20 protein-coding genes are annotated in these 20939 nt (G+C 45.3%); 11 read left to right on the forward strand and 9 right to left on the reverse strand.

Annotated features, from left to right (window positions below; genetic code table 11):
* Window positions 1-43: 43 nt before the first annotated feature.
* The 3 genes from DLE54_RS00920 to DLE54_RS00930 form a co-directional block, all read right to left on the reverse strand.
* Complete coding sequence (locus tag DLE54_RS00920) at window positions 44-382, reverse strand: P-II family nitrogen regulator (protein WP_007394533.1); 339 nt, start codon at window positions 380-382, stop codon at window positions 44-46.
* A 386-nt stretch (window positions 383-768) separates the two neighbouring features.
* Entirely contained in the window at window positions 769-1629 is an 861-nt protein-coding gene (locus DLE54_RS00925) for a universal stress protein (RefSeq protein WP_011959468.1), read from the reverse strand.
* A 156-nt stretch (window positions 1630-1785) separates the two neighbouring features.
* Window positions 1786-3288 carry a SulP family inorganic anion transporter gene (locus DLE54_RS00930; protein ID WP_110815946.1) on the reverse strand — a complete coding sequence of 501 codons (1503 nt, stop codon included), beginning with the start codon at window positions 3286-3288 and terminating at the stop codon, window positions 1786-1788.
* A 574-nt stretch (window positions 3289-3862) separates the two neighbouring features.
* Here DLE54_RS00930 and murD point away from each other — a divergent pair.
* Window positions 3863-5425, forward strand: a complete 1563-nt coding sequence (murD, locus tag DLE54_RS00935) for a UDP-N-acetylmuramoyl-L-alanine--D-glutamate ligase (protein WP_227535352.1) — start codon at window positions 3863-3865, stop codon at window positions 5423-5425.
* A 121-nt stretch (window positions 5426-5546) separates the two neighbouring features.
* A complete protein-coding gene (gene ftsW / locus DLE54_RS00940) occupies window positions 5547-6755 on the forward strand; it encodes a putative lipid II flippase FtsW (protein ID WP_110815947.1) in 1209 nt (402 codons plus the stop codon).
* A 206-nt stretch (window positions 6756-6961) separates the two neighbouring features.
* Here the strand turns inward: ftsW and gluQRS are convergent, their stop codons facing one another.
* From gluQRS to DLE54_RS00970, 6 genes are all read right to left on the reverse strand, one after another.
* Complete coding sequence (gluQRS, locus tag DLE54_RS00945; RefSeq protein ID WP_110815948.1) at window positions 6962-7903, reverse strand: tRNA glutamyl-Q(34) synthetase GluQRS; 942 nt, start codon at window positions 7901-7903, stop codon at window positions 6962-6964.
* Between the two features lie 31 nt (window positions 7904-7934).
* The gene (gene dksA / locus DLE54_RS00950; RefSeq protein ID WP_011959474.1) at window positions 7935-8369 is read right to left on the reverse strand and encodes an RNA polymerase-binding protein DksA; all 435 of its coding nucleotides are present in this window, start codon (window positions 8367-8369) and stop codon (window positions 7935-7937) included.
* 163 nt (window positions 8370-8532) lie between these two features.
* Window positions 8533-9555, reverse strand: a complete 1023-nt coding sequence (locus DLE54_RS00955; RefSeq protein ID WP_110815949.1) for a metallophosphoesterase — start codon at window positions 9553-9555, stop codon at window positions 8533-8535.
* A 39-nt stretch (window positions 9556-9594) separates the two neighbouring features.
* Window positions 9595-10389, reverse strand: coding sequence for a metal ABC transporter permease (locus tag DLE54_RS00960; RefSeq protein WP_011959476.1), 795 nt, complete (start codon window positions 10387-10389; stop codon window positions 9595-9597).
* A gap of 113 nt (window positions 10390-10502) precedes the next feature.
* The gene (locus DLE54_RS00965; protein WP_110817262.1) at window positions 10503-11336 is read right to left on the reverse strand and encodes a metal ABC transporter ATP-binding protein; all 834 of its coding nucleotides are present in this window, start codon (window positions 11334-11336) and stop codon (window positions 10503-10505) included.
* A gap of 117 nt (window positions 11337-11453) precedes the next feature.
* The gene (locus tag DLE54_RS00970) at window positions 11454-12032 is read right to left on the reverse strand and encodes a transcriptional repressor (protein WP_227535356.1); all 579 of its coding nucleotides are present in this window, start codon (window positions 12030-12032) and stop codon (window positions 11454-11456) included.
* Window positions 12033-12227: 195 nt separating this feature from the next.
* Here DLE54_RS00970 and DLE54_RS00975 point away from each other — a divergent pair, with 195 nt between their 5' ends.
* The 9 genes from DLE54_RS00975 (at window position 12228) to atpD (ending at window position 20884) form a co-directional block, all read left to right on the forward strand.
* Window positions 12228-13208, forward strand: a complete 981-nt coding sequence (locus tag DLE54_RS00975) for a metal ABC transporter substrate-binding protein (RefSeq protein ID WP_110815950.1) — start codon at window positions 12228-12230, stop codon at window positions 13206-13208.
* 154 nt (window positions 13209-13362) lie between these two features.
* On the forward strand, window positions 13363-13812 hold the full coding sequence (locus DLE54_RS00980; protein WP_227535360.1) for an ATP synthase subunit I: 450 nt from the start codon (window positions 13363-13365) through the stop codon (window positions 13810-13812).
* A gap of 355 nt (window positions 13813-14167) precedes the next feature.
* The gene (atpB, locus tag DLE54_RS00985) at window positions 14168-15034 is read left to right on the forward strand and encodes a F0F1 ATP synthase subunit A (RefSeq protein ID WP_110815952.1); all 867 of its coding nucleotides are present in this window, start codon (window positions 14168-14170) and stop codon (window positions 15032-15034) included.
* 34 nt (window positions 15035-15068) lie between these two features.
* Complete coding sequence (atpE, locus tag DLE54_RS00990) at window positions 15069-15314, forward strand: F0F1 ATP synthase subunit C (protein WP_007394515.1); 246 nt, start codon at window positions 15069-15071, stop codon at window positions 15312-15314.
* Between the two features lie 104 nt (window positions 15315-15418).
* The gene (locus DLE54_RS00995; RefSeq protein WP_011959482.1) at window positions 15419-15889 is read left to right on the forward strand and encodes a F0F1 ATP synthase subunit B; all 471 of its coding nucleotides are present in this window, start codon (window positions 15419-15421) and stop codon (window positions 15887-15889) included.
* 214 nt (window positions 15890-16103) lie between these two features.
* A complete protein-coding gene (locus DLE54_RS01000) occupies window positions 16104-16733 on the forward strand; it encodes a F0F1 ATP synthase subunit delta (protein WP_110815953.1) in 630 nt (209 codons plus the stop codon).
* 163 nt (window positions 16734-16896) lie between these two features.
* Complete coding sequence (atpA, locus tag DLE54_RS01005) at window positions 16897-18441, forward strand: F0F1 ATP synthase subunit alpha (RefSeq protein WP_011959484.1); 1545 nt, start codon at window positions 16897-16899, stop codon at window positions 18439-18441.
* 95 nt (window positions 18442-18536) lie between these two features.
* A complete protein-coding gene (gene atpG, locus DLE54_RS01010) occupies window positions 18537-19418 on the forward strand; it encodes a F0F1 ATP synthase subunit gamma (protein ID WP_011959485.1) in 882 nt (293 codons plus the stop codon).
* 38 nt (window positions 19419-19456) lie between these two features.
* Window positions 19457-20884 carry a F0F1 ATP synthase subunit beta gene (atpD, locus tag DLE54_RS01015; protein WP_011959486.1) on the forward strand — a complete coding sequence of 476 codons (1428 nt, stop codon included), beginning with the start codon at window positions 19457-19459 and terminating at the stop codon, window positions 20882-20884.
* Window positions 20885-20939: the final 55 nt, after the last annotated feature.

A 20939-nucleotide genomic window follows, 5' to 3' on the forward strand; every position in this document is an offset into this window, starting at 1 on the left:
GTTGCTCTTAAATAACCGAAATGAGCGCTGTCATAACCACAGCTTAGATAGCGTCAGGACCCGTTTCGCCAGTACGGATACGAATAACTTGCTCAAGTGGGGATATAAAAATCTTACCATCACCAATTTTGCCAGTGCTTGCAATGCGAGTAATCGCTTCGATGGCAGGCTCTACCATCTCGTCAGTCACCGCAACTTCTACTTTTACTTTGGGTAAAAAGTCGACCACATATTCTGCACCGCGGTACAGTTCAGTATGACCCTTTTGGCGCCCGAAGCCTTTAACTTCAGTGACGGTTACACCTTTTACACCGATTTCAGAGAGTGCTTCACGCACATCATCTAGTTTAAAAGGCTTTAATACAGCTGTAATCAATTTCATAGGAAGTCCTTATTAATGATTCTGATAGTGTCTGGCGTGATAGGTGAATGTCACCATTTATCGATACCACAAGCACTGATCACTTTGATGTCATTGTTTCAAGAATTGTGCCAACCAAAAACGAAGGGGGAAGACGTTTTTGGGGCTTAAATTGCATCAAAATAGTGCATAAAACCCTATAATGCACCAAAATATGTTGCACCATATCAGCCAATAACCGAATTATTATAGCGAAGTTTGATTGTATAAGGTTAGCCATTAGTGACTAATTTGTGAAAGCTAGATTTAGCTGTTTCTTGTTAAGAAATTAAAGATCATAAAGGAGTGTCTCGTTTTAGACTCAATCAAGCCTAGATAAGGCGATGGCCTATAAGCCATCACACAGGCTACATTCGAGGGTAGAGTAAATAAGGGGTGCGACTGGCACTTAAGAGTTTTCGAGTGTTACTGCCATGCAAAAACTCATGCAGTCTTGACTCGCCAAAGGCGCCAGTAATGAGCATATCCAGCTCATGTTGCTGCTGATAATACATCAAGGCTGCCGTCACATCACGGCCTTCAATCAACGCCTTTTTACACTGGATACCTGACTGGGTAAGGCGGGCATAGGCTTCCCGTAGCGCATCTTTATTGCGCTCATTCTCTTCACCAACCATAACCACATGCAAGCTGGTATTGCGCACCAAGGCATTGCTACATAGCCAGTCTAGTAGTGCATGACAGGTGGGTCGATTGTCGAAGGCGAACAAAGCTGTCTTGGGGGCTTTAAAGGTTTCATGAGTGACCAAGGTGGGGCAGCGGCTGGCACGAATCAATTGTGACAACGTGTCTTTACAGGTGACTTGATGACCAATGACCACCAATTGTGCACTTTCATCGACATAATCTAAGCTTTCGGCAATGGAAGCGTGGCGGTGCAAGGTATACAAATGGTGCTGATACCGACCTTGCTGCTGCTCGCAGTAGCTTTCGGCCTGCTTTAACAGTAGTCTACCTTGATCACGTAGCTTACCATTGCTGTCTTTTTCTTCTAAAGCCAACTGGTTTAGCAAGTGATTGCCATCATCTGCCACCAGGCAGCCGGAGTAATCCACAGCTGCTTTGCGGTGTACGCTGGGTGCAGCATGTAGCAAGCCTACGGGTGCTTGCAGCATTTTGGCCGCCCACAGACTGGCATTGAGCACAGCTTGGACGTGGCTGGGACAATCTAGGCAGGCAATCACACTATCAGGGCGTAAATTACTCATATCACTCACTCAGCTTAACAGGCATAGAGATAACGTAAACTAAAAATCCCACTCAGGCAATGCCAAAGCAGGATTTATAACCAAAACTTTAATAAACTCAGTGTTTATCTATTTATAAGCATCTTATTAAGCATCAAATAAATAAGCTCATGGTCATTAATCTAACAGACCAATATCACGGCGATCGTGCACTGAGAATTTATCAATTAGGGTGCGACTGGCACTATTGAGTCCCACCACTTTAACATCAATCCCTTCGCGTTGAAAACGAATCACCAGCTTATCTAAGGTATCAACCGCAGTCACATCCCAAAAATGCGCTTGGCTTACATCAATCACCACTTGATCAAGCGCCTCTTTGGTGTCGAAGCTGTCTAAGAATTGAGTGGTGGAGCTGAAGAACACTTGGCCGTGAACATAGTAATAACGGGTGTTATTGGTTTCATCGTATTCACTTAATACGCTTAAAAATTGCCCGATTTTATTGGCAAAAAACAGCGCAGATAACAACACCCCAACCAATACCCCATACGCCAAGTTATGCGTAAATACTGTGGTAATTACGGTGGCCACCATCACCACGTTAAAAGAGACAGGATGGGTTTTAAACTCACGCAGCGACTCCCAGTTAAATGTACCAATAGATACCATAATCATTACGGCGACCAGCGCTGCCATTGGGATTTGACTCACCCAGTCGCTTAAGAACACCACCATAATGAGCAGCACAACCCCTGCGATAAAAGTCGATAAGCGGGTACGGCCGCCTGATTTTACGTTAATCACAGACTGACCAATCATGGCACAACCAGCCATACCACCGAAAAAACCTGACGCAACGTTGGCAATACCTTGGCCACGGCACTCACGGTTTTTGTCACTGGTGGTATCGGTCAAGTCATCAACGATGGTTGCGGTCATCATCGACTCAAGCAGACCGACAATAGCCAAAGCGATGGAGTAGGGGGCGATAATCAGTAAGGTATCTAGAGTTAAAGGGATATCAGGCAACAAAAACATCGGCAGCGTATCAGGCAGCTCGCCCATATCGCCGACGTTACGGATATCTAACCCCATGTACAACGCCACGGCAGTCAAGCCAACAATGCAAATCAGCGGTGAGGGGATAAGTTTACCGATTTTTGGAATCAGTGGAAAACCATAGATAATGGCCAGACCTGCTGCGGTCATGATATACACCGGTAAGCCGACTCTATCTACCGCAGGGTTGAGCTCTGGTAGCTGCGCCATAAAGATTAAAATGGCCAGCGCATTAACAAAGCCAATAACCACAGAGCGCGACACAAAGCGCATGAGGTTACCGAGCTTAAATACCCCCATAAAAAACTGAATGACACCGCACAATAAAGTGGCAGCGAGCAGGTATTGTAAGCCATGATCTGCCACCAAGGTCACCATGACCAAGGCCATTGCTCCGGTGGCTGCTGAAATCATACCGGGGCGGCCACCGACGAAGCTGATGACGACGGCGATACAAAAGGAAGCGTATAGCCCCACTTTCGGATCTACGCCTGCAATAATAGAAAAGGCAATGGCTTCTGGAATGAGGGCCAAGGCGACCACCAGTCCAGAAAGCACATCGCCCCGCACATTTGAAAACCACTCGTCTCGTAGCGTATTTATTGAAAGTACTGTCATAGGTTTGAATCGATTATTTGTTAGGTTATCTATCAAATCACTGTGATTTTCATAAGATCAGGTAGCGGTGCTAAACAGTGTGCCAAATTTAGGGTAGACTGTATTAAGCAACATACGTTTTATAGCGCATGCGCTCCGGCAGCAAGATTCTCATAAAATATTCACAGCACAAAAGTGGTGCTAAGATGAAATGACGTTCAACTCACAGTTAACTATAGTTTTACAGTTGACTGCCAAAGAGAAGTATCCGCCAGTATGGGACAAAGGCTTTGTCATTTAAGCAGATTTTTATTGACCTTAATGCCAAAAAAAACGCTTTTTAGTGCAACAAAACGTCAGTAAATTAAGTCTATTGAGGCAGGGGTCATGGTAGAATAAATACCTTGTGCCCACACCCTGACCTATGTGGCTATTTTATCATTATTAAGCCGCCCTGTGGACACACACAGCGCGCCACAAGTTGGCCAAACTAAGTAAGCCTAGGAAGTTATGAGTGCTATTGTGGCAGTCATAGTTACCAATTGCTACAAAAAAATGGGTGCATCATATCACAATAAAGAGACAAGGACAGACCATGAGTACTGACCCAACCGTTACCCCATCCCAGAACAAACAAAGCACAGACTATGTGTCACATACCCGCACGCCTCATCGAAGCCATAGTAGCGAAAAAGATGCGGTGTCGCATTACACCCCTGCGCATACAGATCAAACTGAGCCACAAAGTGGTGGCCTGATTCAAAAAGGCGAGGGGCTACAGGTGGTAATCGGTCTGGGTCAATCAGGTTTGGCCACAGCCAACTATCTGGCCCGCCGCGGCTATAAGGTGGCGGTAACTGATGGCAATAGTGCCCCTAAGCTTGCTGAGCAGTTAGAGCCGAATATCAGCATTCGTGCATTTGGTGACATTGATGCAGAACTGTTGTTACAAGCCTCACGTATCATTATTAGCCCAGGGGTATCGCTGGCGACACCGGCTGTGGCGGCGGCTAAACAGGCTGGCATTGCCATTGTGAGTGATATTCAGCTGTTTAAAGAAGCGTGCAAGGCGCCGATTGTTGCCATTACCGGGTCTAATGCCAAAAGTACCGTCACCACTTTGGTGGGTCAAATGGCCAAAGATGCAGGCGTGAAGGTGGGCGTTGGTGGCAATATTGGGGTACCGGCGCTGAGCCTATTAGAAGATGAGGCGCTTGGGGAGGCCATGCAGCTTGCGGTATTAGAGTTGTCGAGCTTTCAGTTAGAGACAGTGACCAATCTTGGCGCAAAAGTGGCTACTGTGCTTAATATGTCGCCGGATCACTTAGACCGTCATGGCGATATGCTCGGCTACCATCAAGCCAAGCACCGTATCTTCCAAGGGGCACAGTCGGTCGTGGTTAACCGTGATGATGCCTTGTCTCGCCCTTTAATTGCGGATAATACGCCGCGTCTAAGTGTCGGATCTGGCGCCCCTGATTTGGGCGAATATGGTCTAATTACAGAAGGCGATGGGCGCATTTATTTGGCCAAAGGCACTGAGAAGTTATTGGCCGCAGATCAGCTCAAAGTTAAAGGCAAGCATAATCTGGTTAATGCATTAGCCGCCTTGGCGCTTGGAGAGCTTGCTGGCTTGCCAAAACAGAGCATGTTAAAAACGTTACAAGAGTTTTCTGGACTGCCACACCGCTGTCAATTTGTGGATAATGTGGCGGGCGTGGATTATTTCAATGATTCTAAAGGCACCAATGTCGGCTCAACTTTGGCGGCCATTTCGGGTTTAGGCTCAGTGTATGGCAATCAAAGTGGCGCTAAGACCAAGTTGATGCTGATTTTAGGCGGGCAGGGCAAAGGTCAGCAGTTTGGCGAGCTTGTGCCTTTAATTAATAAATACGTCAGCCAAATCCTACTGATAGGACAAGATGCCGAGCTAATAGAGTCGCATTTGCAGCAGGCCAATTTAAGTGGTGATGTCGAGACTCATCAGTGCCATGACTTGGCTCAGGCGATGACGAAAGCAAACAGCTTATTATCGAGCAGCCTATCACAAGTAACTGCCGTTTTATTATCGCCTGCTTGTGCCAGCTTAGATCAGTATCCTAGCTATGCTAAGCGTGGTGAGCACTTTTGTGAGCTGGTAGTTAAGCTCAAAGATTAGTTTGACCATTTAATAATTGCCTAACATATCGCGCTTTATCACGTGTTAGGTACTTATAAAAAGATAGAGGCTTGGCCTTTATCCTCATTTAACATACAGTTTTAAGTACAGTTGATCTTCTATGGCAAAAAATACTGCTAATGCATCGGGTTATACCCCCAATGCTCTCTCCAAACGTAAGCGTGACAAAACAGGCGTATTTTCATGGCCGTCAGCCAGTAGCGTGCTGCTGGCCAGTGTCGGTAGCTTGATGGTACTGAGCCTAATTATGGTGGCATCGGCCTCCATTCCTTTTGCCAATATGCACGATATTGACCAGTTGTACTTCTTTAACCACCAATTAATGTATATGACCATGGGTCTGGTGGCCGGCTTTATGGCCTATAAGGTGCGCCTGCCTTGGATTTATGACATGCTGTCGCTGGCTTCAGCGTTGGTGGTGGTCATATTATTGCTGTTGGCAACTTTAGCGTTTGGTGATGCTATTAATGGCTCAAAGCGCTGGATTGAGCTGGGCTCTTTTAACTTCCAAGTCGCTGAGCTGGTTAAGTTGGTCATGGTGTTGTTCACCGCAGACTTTGTGGTACGCCGTGGCAATGAAGTGCGTCAAGGCTATGGTGGTATTGCCCGTATGGGTATCGTGGTGACAATCTTAGCGGCGCTGTTTTTGTCACAGCCTGACTTTGGGTCTTTGGTCATCATCATTGGTACCATCTTGGCCATATTTTTTGTGGCGGGAGCGCCCCGCAGTCAGTCTATTTTCTTATTAATTGGGGTATTAATTGGGGCCGCCTATGCGGTTATGTTCCAAGAATACCGGATGACGCGAGCCAGCTCCTTCTTAGATCCCTTTGATGATATCCAAGGCTCTGACTATCAGTTGGCCCGCAGTTTGATTGCTTTTGGCCGTGGTGAAATTACTGGGGTAGGCTATGGTGAGAGTGTCCAAAAATTGGCGCATTTGCCTGAAGCCCATACTGACTTTTTATTGGCGATTACTGCCGAAGAGTTGGGCTTTGTTGGCGTATTGACGGTATTGTTTTTGGAGGCGATGGTTATTGTCAGTGCGATGCGCATCAGCTATATTGCGCTAAAAAATCGCCAGATGCGCTTAAGTTATACTGCCTTTGGCTTTGCGACCATCTTTATCGGTCAGGGCATTATTAACTCAGGCATGAACATGGGGCTGATGCCGACCAAGGGCTTGACTCTGCCTTTCTTTAGCTATGGTGGTTCCTCTATGTTGGTGAGTTTAATCATGGTTGGCTTACTACTAAACATCTATAAACTCAGTCCACAAATCCCGTCAGCGCAGTGCCGTCACTATTAATAGAGGCTATTAAAGTGTCCGTACTAATGGGGATGCTTGGATAAATTAGCCGTTTTGTTCAAGACAAAAATAAGCTTAATAGCGATCTATTAAGCTTATTTTTTTGCTGTGATTTTTAAAATAAGGGAGAGCGGTTCGCCGGTAGCGCACATGGCTGGGCTAAGGGTGGCATATCATCGGGCATAGAGAGCCGCATTTGGCACAGCTTATGAGCTGCGGCCTAAGCGGCTTTGGTTGTGTAGCGGGGTGTGTTGCCACTGCTGAGTGGCTTGCTTGAGCATCAGCTCAGGGGTGTCTATCTCGACCTCAGGCTGTTTTAACAACAGCAGTGCGTGCTGGATTAACCGCTGACAATGGTGCTTGCTTGAGGTATCAATGGGGGTGGCTAGATTCTGTTTAGACAGCTTTTGGCCGTACTGATTTTCCACCAATGGTAGGTGATACCAGTGCGCGACTGCTGGTAGCGTTAGGTACTGCATAATTGCAATTTGGGCTGGGGTGAGCGGCAAGATATCTAGGCCACGCATCACATGGGTAATGCCTTGTAGGCCGTCATCGACACTGGCGGCCAAAAAGTAATTTATGGTGCCATCGGCGCGGCGCAGTACCACATCACCTAAGCGTCGCTGCGGATTGGCCCACTGCATGCCTTGAATGCCATCTAAGAACCCAATACTGTAATCAGGCAGCTCAATGCGTACCTTTTTGCCTGCCAAGCTTTGGCTTTTTTGGTCAACATGGCGGCGTAAGGAAGCCTCAGGCAAGCAGTATCTGGGATAAATCTCATGTCCCGCTAACTGCTTACGTGAGCATTGGCAGCCATAAACGCGCGGCAATAAGGTGTCTTCGAGCAGCTCGTTATAAATGGCTTCACGCTGAGATTGATACCACACCTCGCCATCCCAGTGTAGTCCTAGGCGCTCTAGATCGAGTAAGATTTGGTGGCTAAATTCAGGCAAACAGCGCTGATGGTCAGTGTCTTCGATACGTAGCAGCCAGCGGCCGCCGATAGATTTGATATGACAATAGCTGGCAATGGCTGTGGTTAACGAGCCCAAATGCAGCGCACCTGTGGGGGAGGGAGCAAAACGGCCCACAGCTGGCTTAGTAAAAGTAGCGGCAGGCCTATTGAGTATTGATACTGGCATCACAAAAACTTAACGGGGCAATCGGTATTGATTATGAATGGCCCCAGTTTTGACGTTCTTTGATTTCAGCCAATGTTTTGCAATCGATGCACTGTGTTGCGGTAGGGCGTGCTTCTAAGCGGCGCAAACCGATTTCTACACCACAAGTTTGGCAAAAACCATAATCGCCGCTGTTAATCTCAGCCAATGATTTGTCAATTTTACGGATAAGCTTACGCTCGCGATCACGAGTACGCAGTGCTAACGCAAATTCTTCTTCTTGGGTGGCGCGGTCGTTGGTGTCTGATAATGAAGCCGACTCATCTTGAATATAAGTCTTAGTACTTTCAGCATCGCCTACCAGCTGTGCTTTCCATGTCTTAAGAATATTTTCAAAATGTTCAAGCTGGGCATCTGACATGTACTCTTCATCTGCTTTAGCTTCATAAGGCTTAAAAGTTAGGTCGTCAGTAGCAGTTTGATTCATGACAGTTTCCTATATCCATTTTGTAGGGGGTGCCAAATAAAAATAATTGACTCTTATATCACATTTCTTTTTTTATTACTAGGACAATTATATGAGGTCTTTTGCCCCTTTTTTCAATAGTAAGGCGGCAATTATCATGGAGTGACTATAAATTTGAAGTTGATTATCCTGCATTATCTTCAAGCCTAACTACCCAGCTTTGCAAGGTACCATTGGCTTTTAAGCTCAGCCAGCGATAGCCGGGTTTTGCCTCATCATCCAAAGTAAAGTCATCACAGCCAGGCTTAAATTGATAGCCCGTTGAGGGCGTGCTATATAACTGCACGCCTTGGTAGCTCCTCGTTGAGCTTTGATGCACATGACCGCCTATCACAGCTTTTAAGGCATTAAAGGGGGCGACAGTTTGCCAAAACTCAGTAGCATCTTGGGTAATGTGCGCATCTATCCAAGCGGAGTGCATTGGAAGCAGGTGATGATGCATGGCAATTATGACAGGATGATGACTATTTGCTAATTTTTGAGAGAGCCAGTACAGATTTTTGTTACCTATACGGCCAAAGATTTGCCCCGGTACACTGCTGTTTATAAAAAGTATTTCCCAGCCATTAAGCTTCATACTATAGCGAGACAGTAATCTAGAGTCAGGCTCATGCGGCTCAAAGCTGCGCTGCTCAAAAGGCAGATCCTTACCAATCTCATCGGTGACATCATGATTACCAGCGATACAAGCAAAGGGAATGCCACTTTGGTGTAGTCTTTGATACAGATGCTGGTAGAGCTGCGGATGGATCTCACTCACCAAGTCTCCGGTAACGACAATTAAATCACAGCGCACATCCTCGCTTAACGCTTGTGTCAAACATGCCTCGAAGCTTGCGTAATTATGGATAACTGGTGTGACACTATGGTTAATCGCATCCACACTGTGGGGGTCGCCACGCTTGGCGCTGTTATTTTGACAAATGCCGGTTATGGTCTGATGAGCCAAGTCTTTGTTGATATCTTGCTCATGGGTAGCTTTGGGCGTGTCAAAATACAGATGTAAATCGGTCAACTGTAATATATTGACCGTACCATCGTCTGTGCTTATCTCAGTGGGCGGATGATAATCGGTTGGCTCGGAAAGACGACCGTTGTCAGCGACTTGTGTATGACGTGGGCTAACAGAGTGAGGCAATGGCGCCATGGCAAACTCCCAAAAAATTAAACCGTAACCAAAAGGCGACTAGAGGGCGCGAGATGCGACAAAAGCGGCAAAAAATGCCAAGGCCAATCCCAATACAATGGCCAAACCGGTTTGAATATCAAGTAAGACACTGCCCCAAACCCCGCCGGTGACAGCAAGCTGTGCCAAGATGACGGCGATAATCACCATTTGTTTCGGTGAATGGGCGAATAATCGGGCAGTCAGCGCCGGTAAAATAAGCAGACCGCTAATTAATAAGCTGCCCACCGCTTGGAGCGCCAGCGCACAAAATCCGGCCAAAACGCCCATAAAAAACAAGCGCTGACGTGTGGCTTTAATACCCGCCACTTGTGCCAAATCAGGATGGGTGGCCAAAATCACTTGCGGGCGCCAAATCACAGCCAAAACAACAATACCCACGCCGACACAGGCCGACAATAATGGTAAATCAGTCCAGCTTACCTCAAGCAGGTTGCCAAATAAATAACTGAGCACATTAGATTGCATCTGGGTTAGCTGCGTTAAGGTGAGCAGTCCCAGACACAATAAGGTTACCGAGACGACAGCCAGTAGCGCATCATTGGGCAGGCGCACATCTTCGAGCCACAATAGGCCGACCACCACCAACACACTGACCAAAGCAATCCCTATGCCAAAGGGCAGATGCCACAAGGCGGCCAGTGCCACCCCAAATAACGTACCGTGAGCGAGCGCATCAGCAAAAAACGACATACGCCGCCACAATACCAAGCAGCCCAAAGGCGCCGATAATAAGGCCAATAAGCTGCCAGCAATCCAAGCAGGCGCAATGATATCAAGCCATTCAGTTAGCATAAACGCGGTTATTCCACAAAGGTTACAGAAGAAGTAGGACTCGCAACACGCAAGCGGCGGCCCATGATTAAACAGCCCAGTTTCAAACGGCCAAAGATATATCGCACCTAGGCTCAATGCTCATGCGGTGCATGATGCTGACACTCGTGCGGCTGATGAATATAGGGCTGCTCGTATTGATGACCAAAAAGCTTTTTGAATTCTTGAGATACGCCCAAGTCGCTGGGCTGCCCTTCACAGCAGATGTGTTTATTGAGACAAATGACTCGGCGACTGCCACGCATCACCCAGTGTAAATCATGAGAGACCACCACCATGGCACACTGCAAAAAAGGTGGTAAGTCATCGATAAACTCATACAGCCAGCGCTCGCTTTCAGGATCTAAGCCTTGCATCGGCTCATCTAAGATAAGCAGGTCGGGTTTACTGAGCAATGAGCGTGCCAGCAAAATACGCTGGGTCTCACCGCCTGACAGATGGATAACTTGCTTCTTAAGAAGAGGGGTAACGGACAGACGCTGATACAAAAAAGCCTGCTGCTCAGCAGTCAGCCGGTTTTTGGTCTGTGCCAATAAGTCTTGCACTCGTAGCGGCAGTATGGCGGGTATGCTAAATTTCTGGGGTACATAGCCAATCTCAAGCTTGGGATGGCGTTTGATGTGCCCTGAAGTGGGGGTCAATAGTCCCAAAATAAGCTTCATTAAGGTGGACTTGCCAGCGCCGTTGGGGCCGATGACGCTGATTTTCTCACCGCGCTCAATACTAAGACTGATATTGCTTAGTAGCACCTTTTGTGCCGGGTCATCAGCCAGTGCTAAGGACTCAGCTTTGGCAGAGCGGGCACCTTTAAGCCAGCCGGAGAGTTTGCCTTTGCCCGGCTCAGAGACACCTTCTTGTCTATCTAAGCCTCGGCCGCTAATGCTAAAGCCTACGTTGTCCAAATGCATTAATACTGAGATTGACTCAGAAGCATTAACCTCAGCGGCAAGCTTTGTGATATTTATCCCAGCGCTGGGTATAACACTGGCCTTAGGCGGGTTAGGCTCTTTTATAAGGCTCATAGACTATCCTTGTACTACCGCATCGGCTAGGCTTGGCGAGCAGGTATGGCATAACCCTTTAAGCTCCATCACGCTTTGTTTGACCTCAAAGCCAGCTTGCTGCTTCACGTAGCTTGAAATCTCCTGAACGGGCATGCCGCTACATTCTTGTACCCGCTGACAGTCATTGCATAATAAGAATACGGCATTGTGCTCATCGCGGGGATGGCAACAGGGTACAAAGGCATTCAGTGAGGTCAATTGATGAATAAAGCCGAATTCTAACAAAAACTCTAAGGTTCGATAAATGGTCGGCGGCGCCACCATCTTGGCTTTATTGCCTTGATCTTGGGCGCGGCTGTCTTGCAGGCTTTGGATTAAGTCATAAGCACCAAGCGGCTTATCAGATTGCAAAATCAGCTGATAAACGGTGCGTCTTAAGGGTGTAAAACGGGCGCCTTTAGTCGCACAAAGTTGCTCAGCAGCCAATAGCCGATTCTCAATCTCGGCTTGAGTTAAAGCATGCACATCATGCAAGTGTGGGCCATGATGGTCACAGGGGGCGCTAATTACTGCGTCAGGGGCATTACTAGATACGCTCATAACTCACCTCAGAAGTGGGCCTTACAATAAATTTGTAAAAATGCTTAAAATTATATTAGTTATAGTATAACATATCTGTGTATAGATAGAGAATACTGTTTATTGACGCTATTTTACTTACGCGCGTCTGCTCGCCACTGCGTCATTAGTATTTGCCAGCTGCTTATCATTAATTGCCTTATCACAGAGAATAGTATGTTCCCAGCTCAGCCTAACACCGCCTTACACTCTTTATTATCAAAACAGTCATTATCTGTGCGTTTAAAGCAGTTAGCACGCGGGGTAGGGGCACTGTTATTAACCAGCGCAGCACTGACCACCTCTGCCAATGCTGCGGCGCCATCAACAGCCGCCGCCCCTATAGGGATTGACCAGCTGCCAGCTGCCATACGCGACAATACCCAGATTGCCATTAGTAACTATCCTTTGTTTTTACTCAGTGAAGCGGTCACCAAGGGCGCGCCCTCAGGCAAGCTTTTATTAGATCCAGGTGATGTGGGCCATCATGGCAGCCTAAGCCCCAGCGATATGAAGACGGTACAAGACAGCCGTTATGTGATCTGGTTTGGCAGTCAGCTAGAGTCCAATTTGGCCAAGCCTTTGGCAAAAACTCATAATAGTATTAGCTTATTTGGCCTAAAGGCTTTTCATCGTGAGCCGCTGCGTGATGTCAAAGCAGAGCCCATTGAAGGCACTTTAGATCCGCACATTTGGCTAGACCCCAATAATGCCAAAGCCATTACCCGAGCACTGGGCGCAATTTACAGTCGTGCCAATCCAGAGTACAAAGCGATTTATGCCGCCAACGTGCAACGCTTCGCACAGCAAATGGACAGAGCAGTACAACAGGCTTTCGTCAGCAGCAAATCGCCTCGACCTTATTGGGCGTATCATGATGCCTTTCACTATATAGAGCCGGCCCTTAATTTACGCTTAGCAGGGGCGCTTACCTCAGACCATCACCTACCACCCAAAGCCAGTCAATTTCATTGGTTAAAACAAAATCGCCCCAAGCCTACCATGTGTATGCTGTTGCAAGCAGACAGTAATCAAGGCGTGCTCAGCAAACTAAAACCTATTAATAGTACAGTGCAACAAGAAGACATGAGCGGCGCCACTGACTTTATCTCAGGCTGGCAAGCTTTGGCCAAAGACATCAATACGTGTATTGGCTAGAGCGGTATAAGCTGACGTTGAGTATTGTTAAGGTTGCTGTTAAATATTGCTTACAGTGTTGTATAAAAAAAGTATTTGACAAAACGATATTTTTTCCTTGCTTTAGGGAAAAGCGCTCTCTATAATAGTCGGCGTTTTGTATTACAGAAAAGCCATGTCAATTCAATCAAAAGCGCCACTACGCGCATCGCAAAGAAAAGAGCTGCAACGCCAAAAACTACGACGACAAGCTCGGCTTAGAGCCCTCGTTCTTCTAGTGATTATTGGTGCTGCCTGGATAATTGACTTTGCTTTTTTTAATAATACGACAAGCAATAACAGCGCTTATGCGTTTATTATCGCCAAAAGCGTGGCTTTAGGGGCGTTATTAAACTGGGTTGCCCAAACAGTCTTTGCTTGGTTTGTATTTCGCTATAGCGGTGCTCAAGCCAGACAAAATATAGTAGGCAGTTTATATTTTGGTCAAATTGTTAAATGGGTGATCGTTATTGCTGGATTTAGTCTTATTTTTATGACTATTAAGTCGCTTTCAGCCGCTGCTATCGTCGTGGGATTTATGACCATGCAGATAGGGCAGTTTTTAACCTTATGGAAAATCCGTTAGGGTCTGTGTATTCAAAGCATTCACCGCTGTCTAAACTTTGTAATCAAAGAGAAGGTGAGCAAGCTTAATACAGTTAAGCTTAAATTAGTGCTTAGCATTATCTGCTTTTAAACTGTCAATTAAAGGCGTAAATAGTGTATGATACGCTGGCAGTTTTGAGTAAGATAAAGTAACAGGTTTACAATCTGGAAATATTTATTAAATAAAATAAACGTTTTCTTTACACTTTTACCTCTCTACTTTAATATAAGTAGTGATTTTTTGAGCGCCGAAATTTAATTAGCAAAGAGTTCGAAATTACTATTTTTTGCTAATTAAATTAAAGGTTAACACACACTTATAAGAAGCTAAGATTATGGCAGCTGAAATAACCTCGACTGATTATATTGCTCACCATTTGACCAACTGGACTTATGGCTACTTGCCTGGCGAAGGCTGGAAAGTAGCTCATACTGCAAAAGAAGCCGGTGAGATGGGCTTTATGGCCATCCATTTGGATTCAATGCTTTGGTCAATTGGTCTGGGTATCGTGTTTTGCGCATTATTTTGGTTGGTTGCTAAAAAGGCGACCGCAGGTGTTCCTGGCAAGCTACAATCAGCGATCGAGATGATTGTTGAGTTTGTTGACACCAACGTTCGCGATTCTTATAACGGCACATCAAAGTTAATTGCGCCATTAGCATTAACAATCTTTGTGTGGATCTTCTTGATGAACTTGATGGACTTAATGCCCATCGACTACATTCCAGTACTTGCCCAAAAAGTGGGTGCTGCTATGGGCCATGATCCCCATCATGTGTTCTTTAAAATCGTACCAACTACTGATCCGAACATCACTTTAGGTATGTCGTTCTCAGTTTTTGCATTGATTATTTATTACAGCATCAAAGAAAAAGGTCTAGGCGGTTTTGTTGGTGAACTAACCCTTCATCCTTTCAGCGCTAAAAACCCAATTGCAAAGATTATTTTAATCCCAATCAACTTCATCCTAGAATTTGTTACTCTAATTGCCAAACCAATTTCACTTGGTCTACGTTTATTCGGTAACATGTACGCAGGTGAGCTGATCTTCGTATTGATTGCCTTAATGCCATTTTGGATTCAGTGGGCACTATCAGTACCTTGGGCAATTTTCCATATATTAATTATTACCCTTCAGGCGTTCGTATTTATGATGTTAACGATAGTTTATCTATCACTAGCGTCACAAACCGAACATTAATTAAAGTTTTTCTTAGGTAAATGAGGATACATCAATGGATCCAGTATTAGGTGGTTACACAGTTATCGCAGTTGCATTACTAATCGGTTTTGGTGCTCTAGGCACAGGCATTGGTTTTGCTATCTTAGGTGGTAAGTTTCTAGAAGGCGTAGCACGTCAGCCTGAGCTTGGCTCACAGTTGCAAACTCGCATGTTCATTGTAGCCGGTCTTCTAGATGCGGTACCAATGATTGGTGTTGGTATTGCGATGTTATTATTATTCGCAAACCCTCTAGCTTAATTTAAACATCAGTGACCCCTGTTGACCATTCGAAGTAATTTTGAATTTTTATCAGATACCGAGTGGTCAATGATACTGATTTTTATTAATAAAGAGGTGATCGTGTGAATATTAATCTTACCCTAATCGGTCAGTCCATAGCGTTTGCAATTTTTGTTCTGTTTTGCATGAAGTTCATTTGGCCCGCTCTTATGGGTGCTATTAGTGAGCGTCAGCAAAAGATAGCTGATGGTCTTAATGCAGCCGAGAAGGCAAAAGCAGACTTAGCAAGTGCTGAACAATCAGTTGAGCAAGAACTTGCGACAGCGAAAGCGAAAGCTGCTGCACTGATTGAGCAAGCGAACAAAAGCGCTAACCAGCTTATCGAAGAAGCAAAAGCGCAAGCCCAAGTGGAAGGCGAACGTATTCGTCAACAAGCCCGTGAATCAATCGATCTTGAGATCAATCAAGCACGTGAAAGTTTACGTACTCAGGTTTCTGAGCTTGCCGTACTTGGTGCTGAGCAAATTCTAAAAGAAAAAGTTGATCAGCAAACGCACGCCAATATGCTTAATGAATTGGCTGCTAAGCTATAATTGATAGAGTTAAATTAAAAGCACTATTGTTCTTTCAGTTGATGTCAATCGGCTGAGCTAAGCGCTAATAATGCTGCAGTTTGCCACAGCGATGTTGTTGACTGTTCGTTATCACCTTAGTCCACAGTAGGGGTTAACTCTTATCAATAATCAATTTCTCATACCTGGTTTGTTTTATATAAAGTTTTACATAAAATATGGCTAAGAGGACATAATGGCTGAATTATCTACACTAGCGAGACCCTACGCCAAAGCAGCATTTGACTATGCCCATGAAAACTCAGTCATTGGTGAGTGGGAAGATTTCTTGTTTATCGCAAGCAGCGTGGTTGGTGATTCTGCCTTTGTGCAAATGCTAGAAAACCCCGCTATTACTGCTGAGCAAAAAGCTGACATGTTAGTTAGCATCTATGACGAGCAAGTAACCTCAACTGAGGAGACACCGCTTAAGTCTTTGCTTCTTAGCACTCAAAGTCATAAAGATGAGGCGCAGTCTAACCAAGCTCTTCCGGCCGCAACCCCTCAAATCAAAAACTTTGTGCACCAATTGGCCGAGCAAGAACGTTTGAGCTTAATACCTCAGGTATATGAGCAATTTCGCTTGCATCGTGCTCAAGCACTCAAACAAGTCAACGCATATGTGACGTCTGCTTATCCGCTAAGTGAGACACAGCGTGTCATGATTCAAAAGCGCTTAGAAGAATCTTTAAAAGCATCTGTTATTATTCATGAAGATGTAGATCCTAGTTTATTAGCGGGTGCCACTGTTAAAATTGGCGACAAGCTTGTTGATGACTCGGTGCGTGGAAAATTAAAACAGTTAAAAACACAGCTAACTGCTTAACGCATAATTAAAAATAATAATAGTGGCCCAACACGGCTTACTGTATACATACAGGCTATTATTAAAGTACTTATAACAGTAACTTTTGCCTAATAATAACAGTTACTAAGTACTAATAAACCGGCGAGTAAGCAGGCAATCACAAATTAAAGGAAACAAGGCAATGCAACAATTGAATCCAGCAGAAATCAGTCAACTGATTAAGCAGCGTATTCAAGACCTTGATACGAGTGCAACCGCTAAAAATGAAGGCACTATTGTCAAAGTATCTGATGGTATTGTTCAGATTCATGGTCTTGAAGATGCGATGTACGGTGAGATGATTGAGTTTGAAGGCGATGTCTATGGTATGGCATTGAACCTTGAACAAGACTCCGTCGGTGCGGTTGTTTTGGGTGATTACCTAGGTCTTCAAGAAGGTCAAAAAGCTTACTGTACTGGCCGTATTTTAGAAGTACCAGTAGGTCCTGAATTATTAGGCCGCGTGGTTGACGCCTTAGGTAACCCTATTGATGGTAAAGGCCCAATCAACGCTAAGCTAACTGATAAAGTTGAAAAAATCGCCCCTGGTGTTATCGCTCGTCAATCTGTTGATGAGCCAGTAATGACCGGTTATAAAGCGGTTGATACCATGATTCCAATCGGTCGTGGTCAGCGTGAGCTTATCATTGGTGACCGTCAGACCGGTAAAACTGCTATGGCCATCGACGCCATTATTGCTCAGAAAAACTCTGGCATTAAGTGTGTGTACGTAGCCATCGGTCAAAAACGCTCAACCATCGCAAACGTAGTACGTAAGCTTGAAGAAACTGGCGCTTTAGCCTACACAACTGTGGTTGTGGCTTCAGCTTCTGAGCCTGCAGCACTTCAGTACATCGCGCCATACTCTGGCTGTACTATGGGTGAATACTTCCGTGACCGTGGTGAAGACGCGCTAATCGTTTATGATGATTTATCAAAACAAGCGGTAGCTTATCGTCAGATTTCGCTACTACTACGTCGTCCACCAGGTCGTGAAGCTTATCCAGGTGACGTTTTCTATCTTCACTCACGCCTATTAGAGCGCGCATCACGCGTAAACGCAGCGTATGTTGAAGAGTTCACTAACGGTGAAGTAAAAGGTCAGACCGGTTCTTTAACCGCACTACCTATTATTGAAACTCAAGCAGGTGACGTATCTGCATTCGTACCAACCAACGTAATTTCTATTACTGATGGTCAGATCTTCTTAGAATCAAGTCTATTTAACTCAGGTATTCGTCCTGCAGTTAACGCCGGTATCTCTGTATCACGTGTTGGTGGTGCCGCTCAGACTAAGATCATTAAGAAATTATCTGGTGGTATTCGTACTGCATTGGCTCAGTATCGTGAATTGGCAGCGTTTGCTCAGTTTGCATCTGACCTTGATGACGCGACCAAGCAACAGCTTGATCACGGTGAGCGTGTTACCGAATTAATGAAGCAGAAGCAGTATCAACCAATGTCAATTGCGGAACAAGCCGCGGTTATCTTCGCCTCGAACGAAGGTTACTTAAGCGCTATTCCTGTTGAGAAAATTGGTGCATGGGAAGAGGCTTACCTACGTTACATGTATGACGAGCAAGCTGACTTGATGCAAGAGATTAACGACACTGCAAACTATAATGATGATATTGCGGGCCGATTAAAATCTTCAGTTGAAACGTTTTTACAAAACCACACTTTCTAAGTAACAAGGGTGCGATCAGCTTAGCTGGTCGCACTATTTGAAGTGTGACGTTTCAAGATTAATCCTCATTTAAACCCCGCCGAATTGGAAATGTTATGGCAAGTTTAAAAGAAATTCGTGCTAAGGTTACCAGCATCAAGAGTACGCAGAAGATTACGCGTGCGATGCAGATGGTAGCCGCCAGTAAAATGCGCCGTGCCCAAGAGCGTATGGAAGTTGGTCGTCCTTATGCTGAAAGTATGCGCCGTGTGGTCTCACACTTAGTGAATGCTTCTTCAGATTATAAGCATCCTTATATGACTAACCGTTCGGTAAATCGTGTTGGCTATATTCTAGTGACTTCTGATCGTGGTTTGGCAGGTGGGTTAAACATTAACTTGTTTAAAAAGTTAATGCACCACGTTCAAGAATTTCAAAATCAGTCTGTTGAAGCTGAGTTTGCTGTAATTGGCTCTAAAGGCGTCAGCTTCTTTAAGAGCTTTGGCGGTAAAGTAACTTCAGCAGTCACTGATTATGGCGATAATCCAACATTTGAGCAGTTAAATGCTCCTGTTCAAGCCATGCTTGATGATTATGCTAATGGTCGTCTAGATCGTATTTACATGGTTTACAATAAGTTTGTTAACGCGATGACGCAACAACCTATTGTTACCCAATTGGTTCCTCTACCAGACAGTGCTATTGACTCTGCAGATGCTGGCATCAATACAGAGCTTAGCTGGGACTATATCTACGAGCCTGATGTGAAGACATTGATTGATGGTTTGCTTAATCGTTATATCGAATCAATTGTTTATCAAGCGGTCATGGAAAATATTGCCTCTGAGCAGTCGGCACGTATGGTTGCGATGAAAGCAGCAACTGATAACGCTGGTGACCTAATTAATGATTTACAGTTAGTTTATAACAAGCTGCGTCAAGCGGCAATTACCCGAGAGATTTCGGAGATTGTCGGCGGTGCTGCTGCTGTTTCCTAATTGACATACCTATATTTTAGAAGTTCAAGGAGAACGCCATGAGTAGCGGTCGTATAGTACAAATTATTGGCGCAGTTATTGACGTCGAGTTTAACCGCACTGACGTGCCTCAAGTATATGATGCATTAGTCGTTGATGGTACTGATACCACACTAGAAGTTCAGCAACAGCTGGGTGACGGTGTTGTACGTACTATTGCAATGGGATCGACAGAAGGCCTTAAACGCGGTCTACCAGTAACCAATACTGGTGCCCCTATTACCGTACCTGTGGGTGAAGCCACCTTAGGTCGTATTATGGACGTATTGGGTCGCCCCATTGATGAGCAAGGCCCAGTTAATTCTGAAGACAAGTGGTCTATCCACCGTCAAGCGCCATCATATGATGAGCAAGCTAACAGCACTGACCTTTTAGAAACGGGTATTAAAGTAATTGACTTACTTTGCCCATTTGCTAAAGGTGGTAAAGTTGGTCTGTTCGGTGGTGCCGGTGTTGGTAAAACCGTAAACATGATGGAATTAATTAACAACATCGCGCTTAAGCACTCAGGTCTATCAGTATTCGCTGGTGTGGGTGAGCGTACTCGTGAAGGTAACGACTTCTACCACGAGATGCAAGAAGCGGGCGTTGTTGATGTTGAAAACTTCACCAACTCTAAAGTTGCGATGGTTTACGGTCAGATGAATGAGCCACCAGGTAACCGTCTACGTGTTGCACTAACTGGTCTAACCATGGCTGAATACTTCCGTGATCAAAAAGATGAAAACGGTAAAGGTAAAGACGTTCTATTATTCGTTGATAACATCTACCGCTATACACTAGCCGGTACTGAAGTATCAGCACTATTAGGTCGTATGCCATCAGCGGTAGGTTATCAGCCGACACTAGCTGAAGAGATGGGTGTACTACAAGAGCGTATTACATCAACTCAAACGGGTTCTATTACCTCTATCCAAGCGGTATACGTACCTGCGGATGACTTGACCGATCCATCACCAGCAACGACGTTCGCTCACTTAGACGCGACAGTGGTACTAAGCCGTGATATCGCCTCTCAAGGTATTTACCCTGCGATTGATCCACTAGACTCAACTTCTCGTCAGCTAGATCCACTGGTTATCGGTGAAGAGCACTATAACGTTGCTCGTGGTGTTCAGGAAGTTCTACAGCGCTATAAAGAGCTTAAAGACATCATCGCCATTCTTGGTATGGATGAGCTTTCAGAAGATGACAAAATGGTGGTATACCGCGCTCGTAAGATCCAGCGCTTCTTATCACAGCCTTTCCACGTGGCAGAAGTATTCACCGGCGCACCTGGTAAATATGTCACGCTACGTGAAACCATCTCAAGCTTCCGTGATATCTTAGACGGTAAGTATGACAACCTTCCAGAACAAGCGTTCTACATGGCAGGTGGCATCGATGAAGTGGTTGCTAAAGCTGAGAAAATGAAGTCTGCAGCTTAATGAGATAGTGCTAAACAGGGTGTGGCATATTTCATATAAAGTATGTCACACTCAG

Source organism: Psychrobacter sp. YP14, from assembly GCF_003209315.1.
In the GTDB taxonomy this organism is placed as follows: Bacteria; Pseudomonadota; Gammaproteobacteria; order Pseudomonadales; family Moraxellaceae; genus Psychrobacter; species Psychrobacter raelei.

What these genes read in the sequence shown, in the direction of transcription:
- DLE54_RS00960 (WP_011959476.1), bottom strand. Translation starts at nt 10,389, where the DNA reads ATGCTAACTGAATGGCTTGATATCATTGCGCCTGCTTGGATTGCTGGC.
- DLE54_RS00925 (WP_011959468.1), bottom strand. Translation starts at nt 1,629, where the DNA reads ATGAGTAATTTACGCCCTGATAGTGTGATTGCCTGCCTAGATTGTCCC.
- DLE54_RS00930 (WP_110815946.1), bottom strand. Translation starts at nt 3,288, where the DNA reads ATGACAGTACTTTCAATAAATACGCTACGAGACGAGTGGTTTTCAAAT.
- DLE54_RS00920 (WP_007394533.1), bottom strand. Translation starts at nt 382, where the DNA reads ATGAAATTGATTACAGCTGTATTAAAGCCTTTTAAACTAGATGATGTG.
- murD (WP_227535352.1), top strand. Translation starts at nt 3,863, where the DNA reads ATGAGTACTGACCCAACCGTTACCCCATCCCAGAACAAACAAAGCACA.
- atpE (WP_007394515.1), top strand. Translation starts at nt 15,069, where the DNA reads ATGGATCCAGTATTAGGTGGTTACACAGTTATCGCAGTTGCATTACTA.
- atpA (WP_011959484.1), top strand. Translation starts at nt 16,897, where the DNA reads ATGCAACAATTGAATCCAGCAGAAATCAGTCAACTGATTAAGCAGCGT.
- DLE54_RS00970 (WP_227535356.1), bottom strand. Translation starts at nt 12,032, where the DNA reads ATGAGCGTATCTAGTAATGCCCCTGACGCAGTAATTAGCGCCCCCTGT.
- DLE54_RS00980 (WP_227535360.1), top strand. Translation starts at nt 13,363, where the DNA reads ATGTCAATTCAATCAAAAGCGCCACTACGCGCATCGCAAAGAAAAGAG.
- atpD (WP_011959486.1), top strand. Translation starts at nt 19,457, where the DNA reads ATGAGTAGCGGTCGTATAGTACAAATTATTGGCGCAGTTATTGACGTC.
- atpG (WP_011959485.1), top strand. Translation starts at nt 18,537, where the DNA reads ATGGCAAGTTTAAAAGAAATTCGTGCTAAGGTTACCAGCATCAAGAGT.
- gluQRS (WP_110815948.1), bottom strand. Translation starts at nt 7,903, where the DNA reads ATGCCAGTATCAATACTCAATAGGCCTGCCGCTACTTTTACTAAGCCA.
- DLE54_RS00955 (WP_110815949.1), bottom strand. Translation starts at nt 9,555, where the DNA reads ATGGCGCCATTGCCTCACTCTGTTAGCCCACGTCATACACAAGTCGCT.
- dksA (WP_011959474.1), bottom strand. Translation starts at nt 8,369, where the DNA reads ATGAATCAAACTGCTACTGACGACCTAACTTTTAAGCCTTATGAAGCT.
- atpB (WP_110815952.1), top strand. Translation starts at nt 14,168, where the DNA reads ATGGCAGCTGAAATAACCTCGACTGATTATATTGCTCACCATTTGACC.
- ftsW (WP_110815947.1), top strand. Translation starts at nt 5,547, where the DNA reads ATGGCAAAAAATACTGCTAATGCATCGGGTTATACCCCCAATGCTCTC.
- DLE54_RS00965 (WP_110817262.1), bottom strand. Translation starts at nt 11,336, where the DNA reads ATGCATTTGGACAACGTAGGCTTTAGCATTAGCGGCCGAGGCTTAGAT.
- DLE54_RS01000 (WP_110815953.1), top strand. Translation starts at nt 16,104, where the DNA reads ATGGCTGAATTATCTACACTAGCGAGACCCTACGCCAAAGCAGCATTT.
- DLE54_RS00975 (WP_110815950.1), top strand. Translation starts at nt 12,228, where the DNA reads ATGTTCCCAGCTCAGCCTAACACCGCCTTACACTCTTTATTATCAAAA.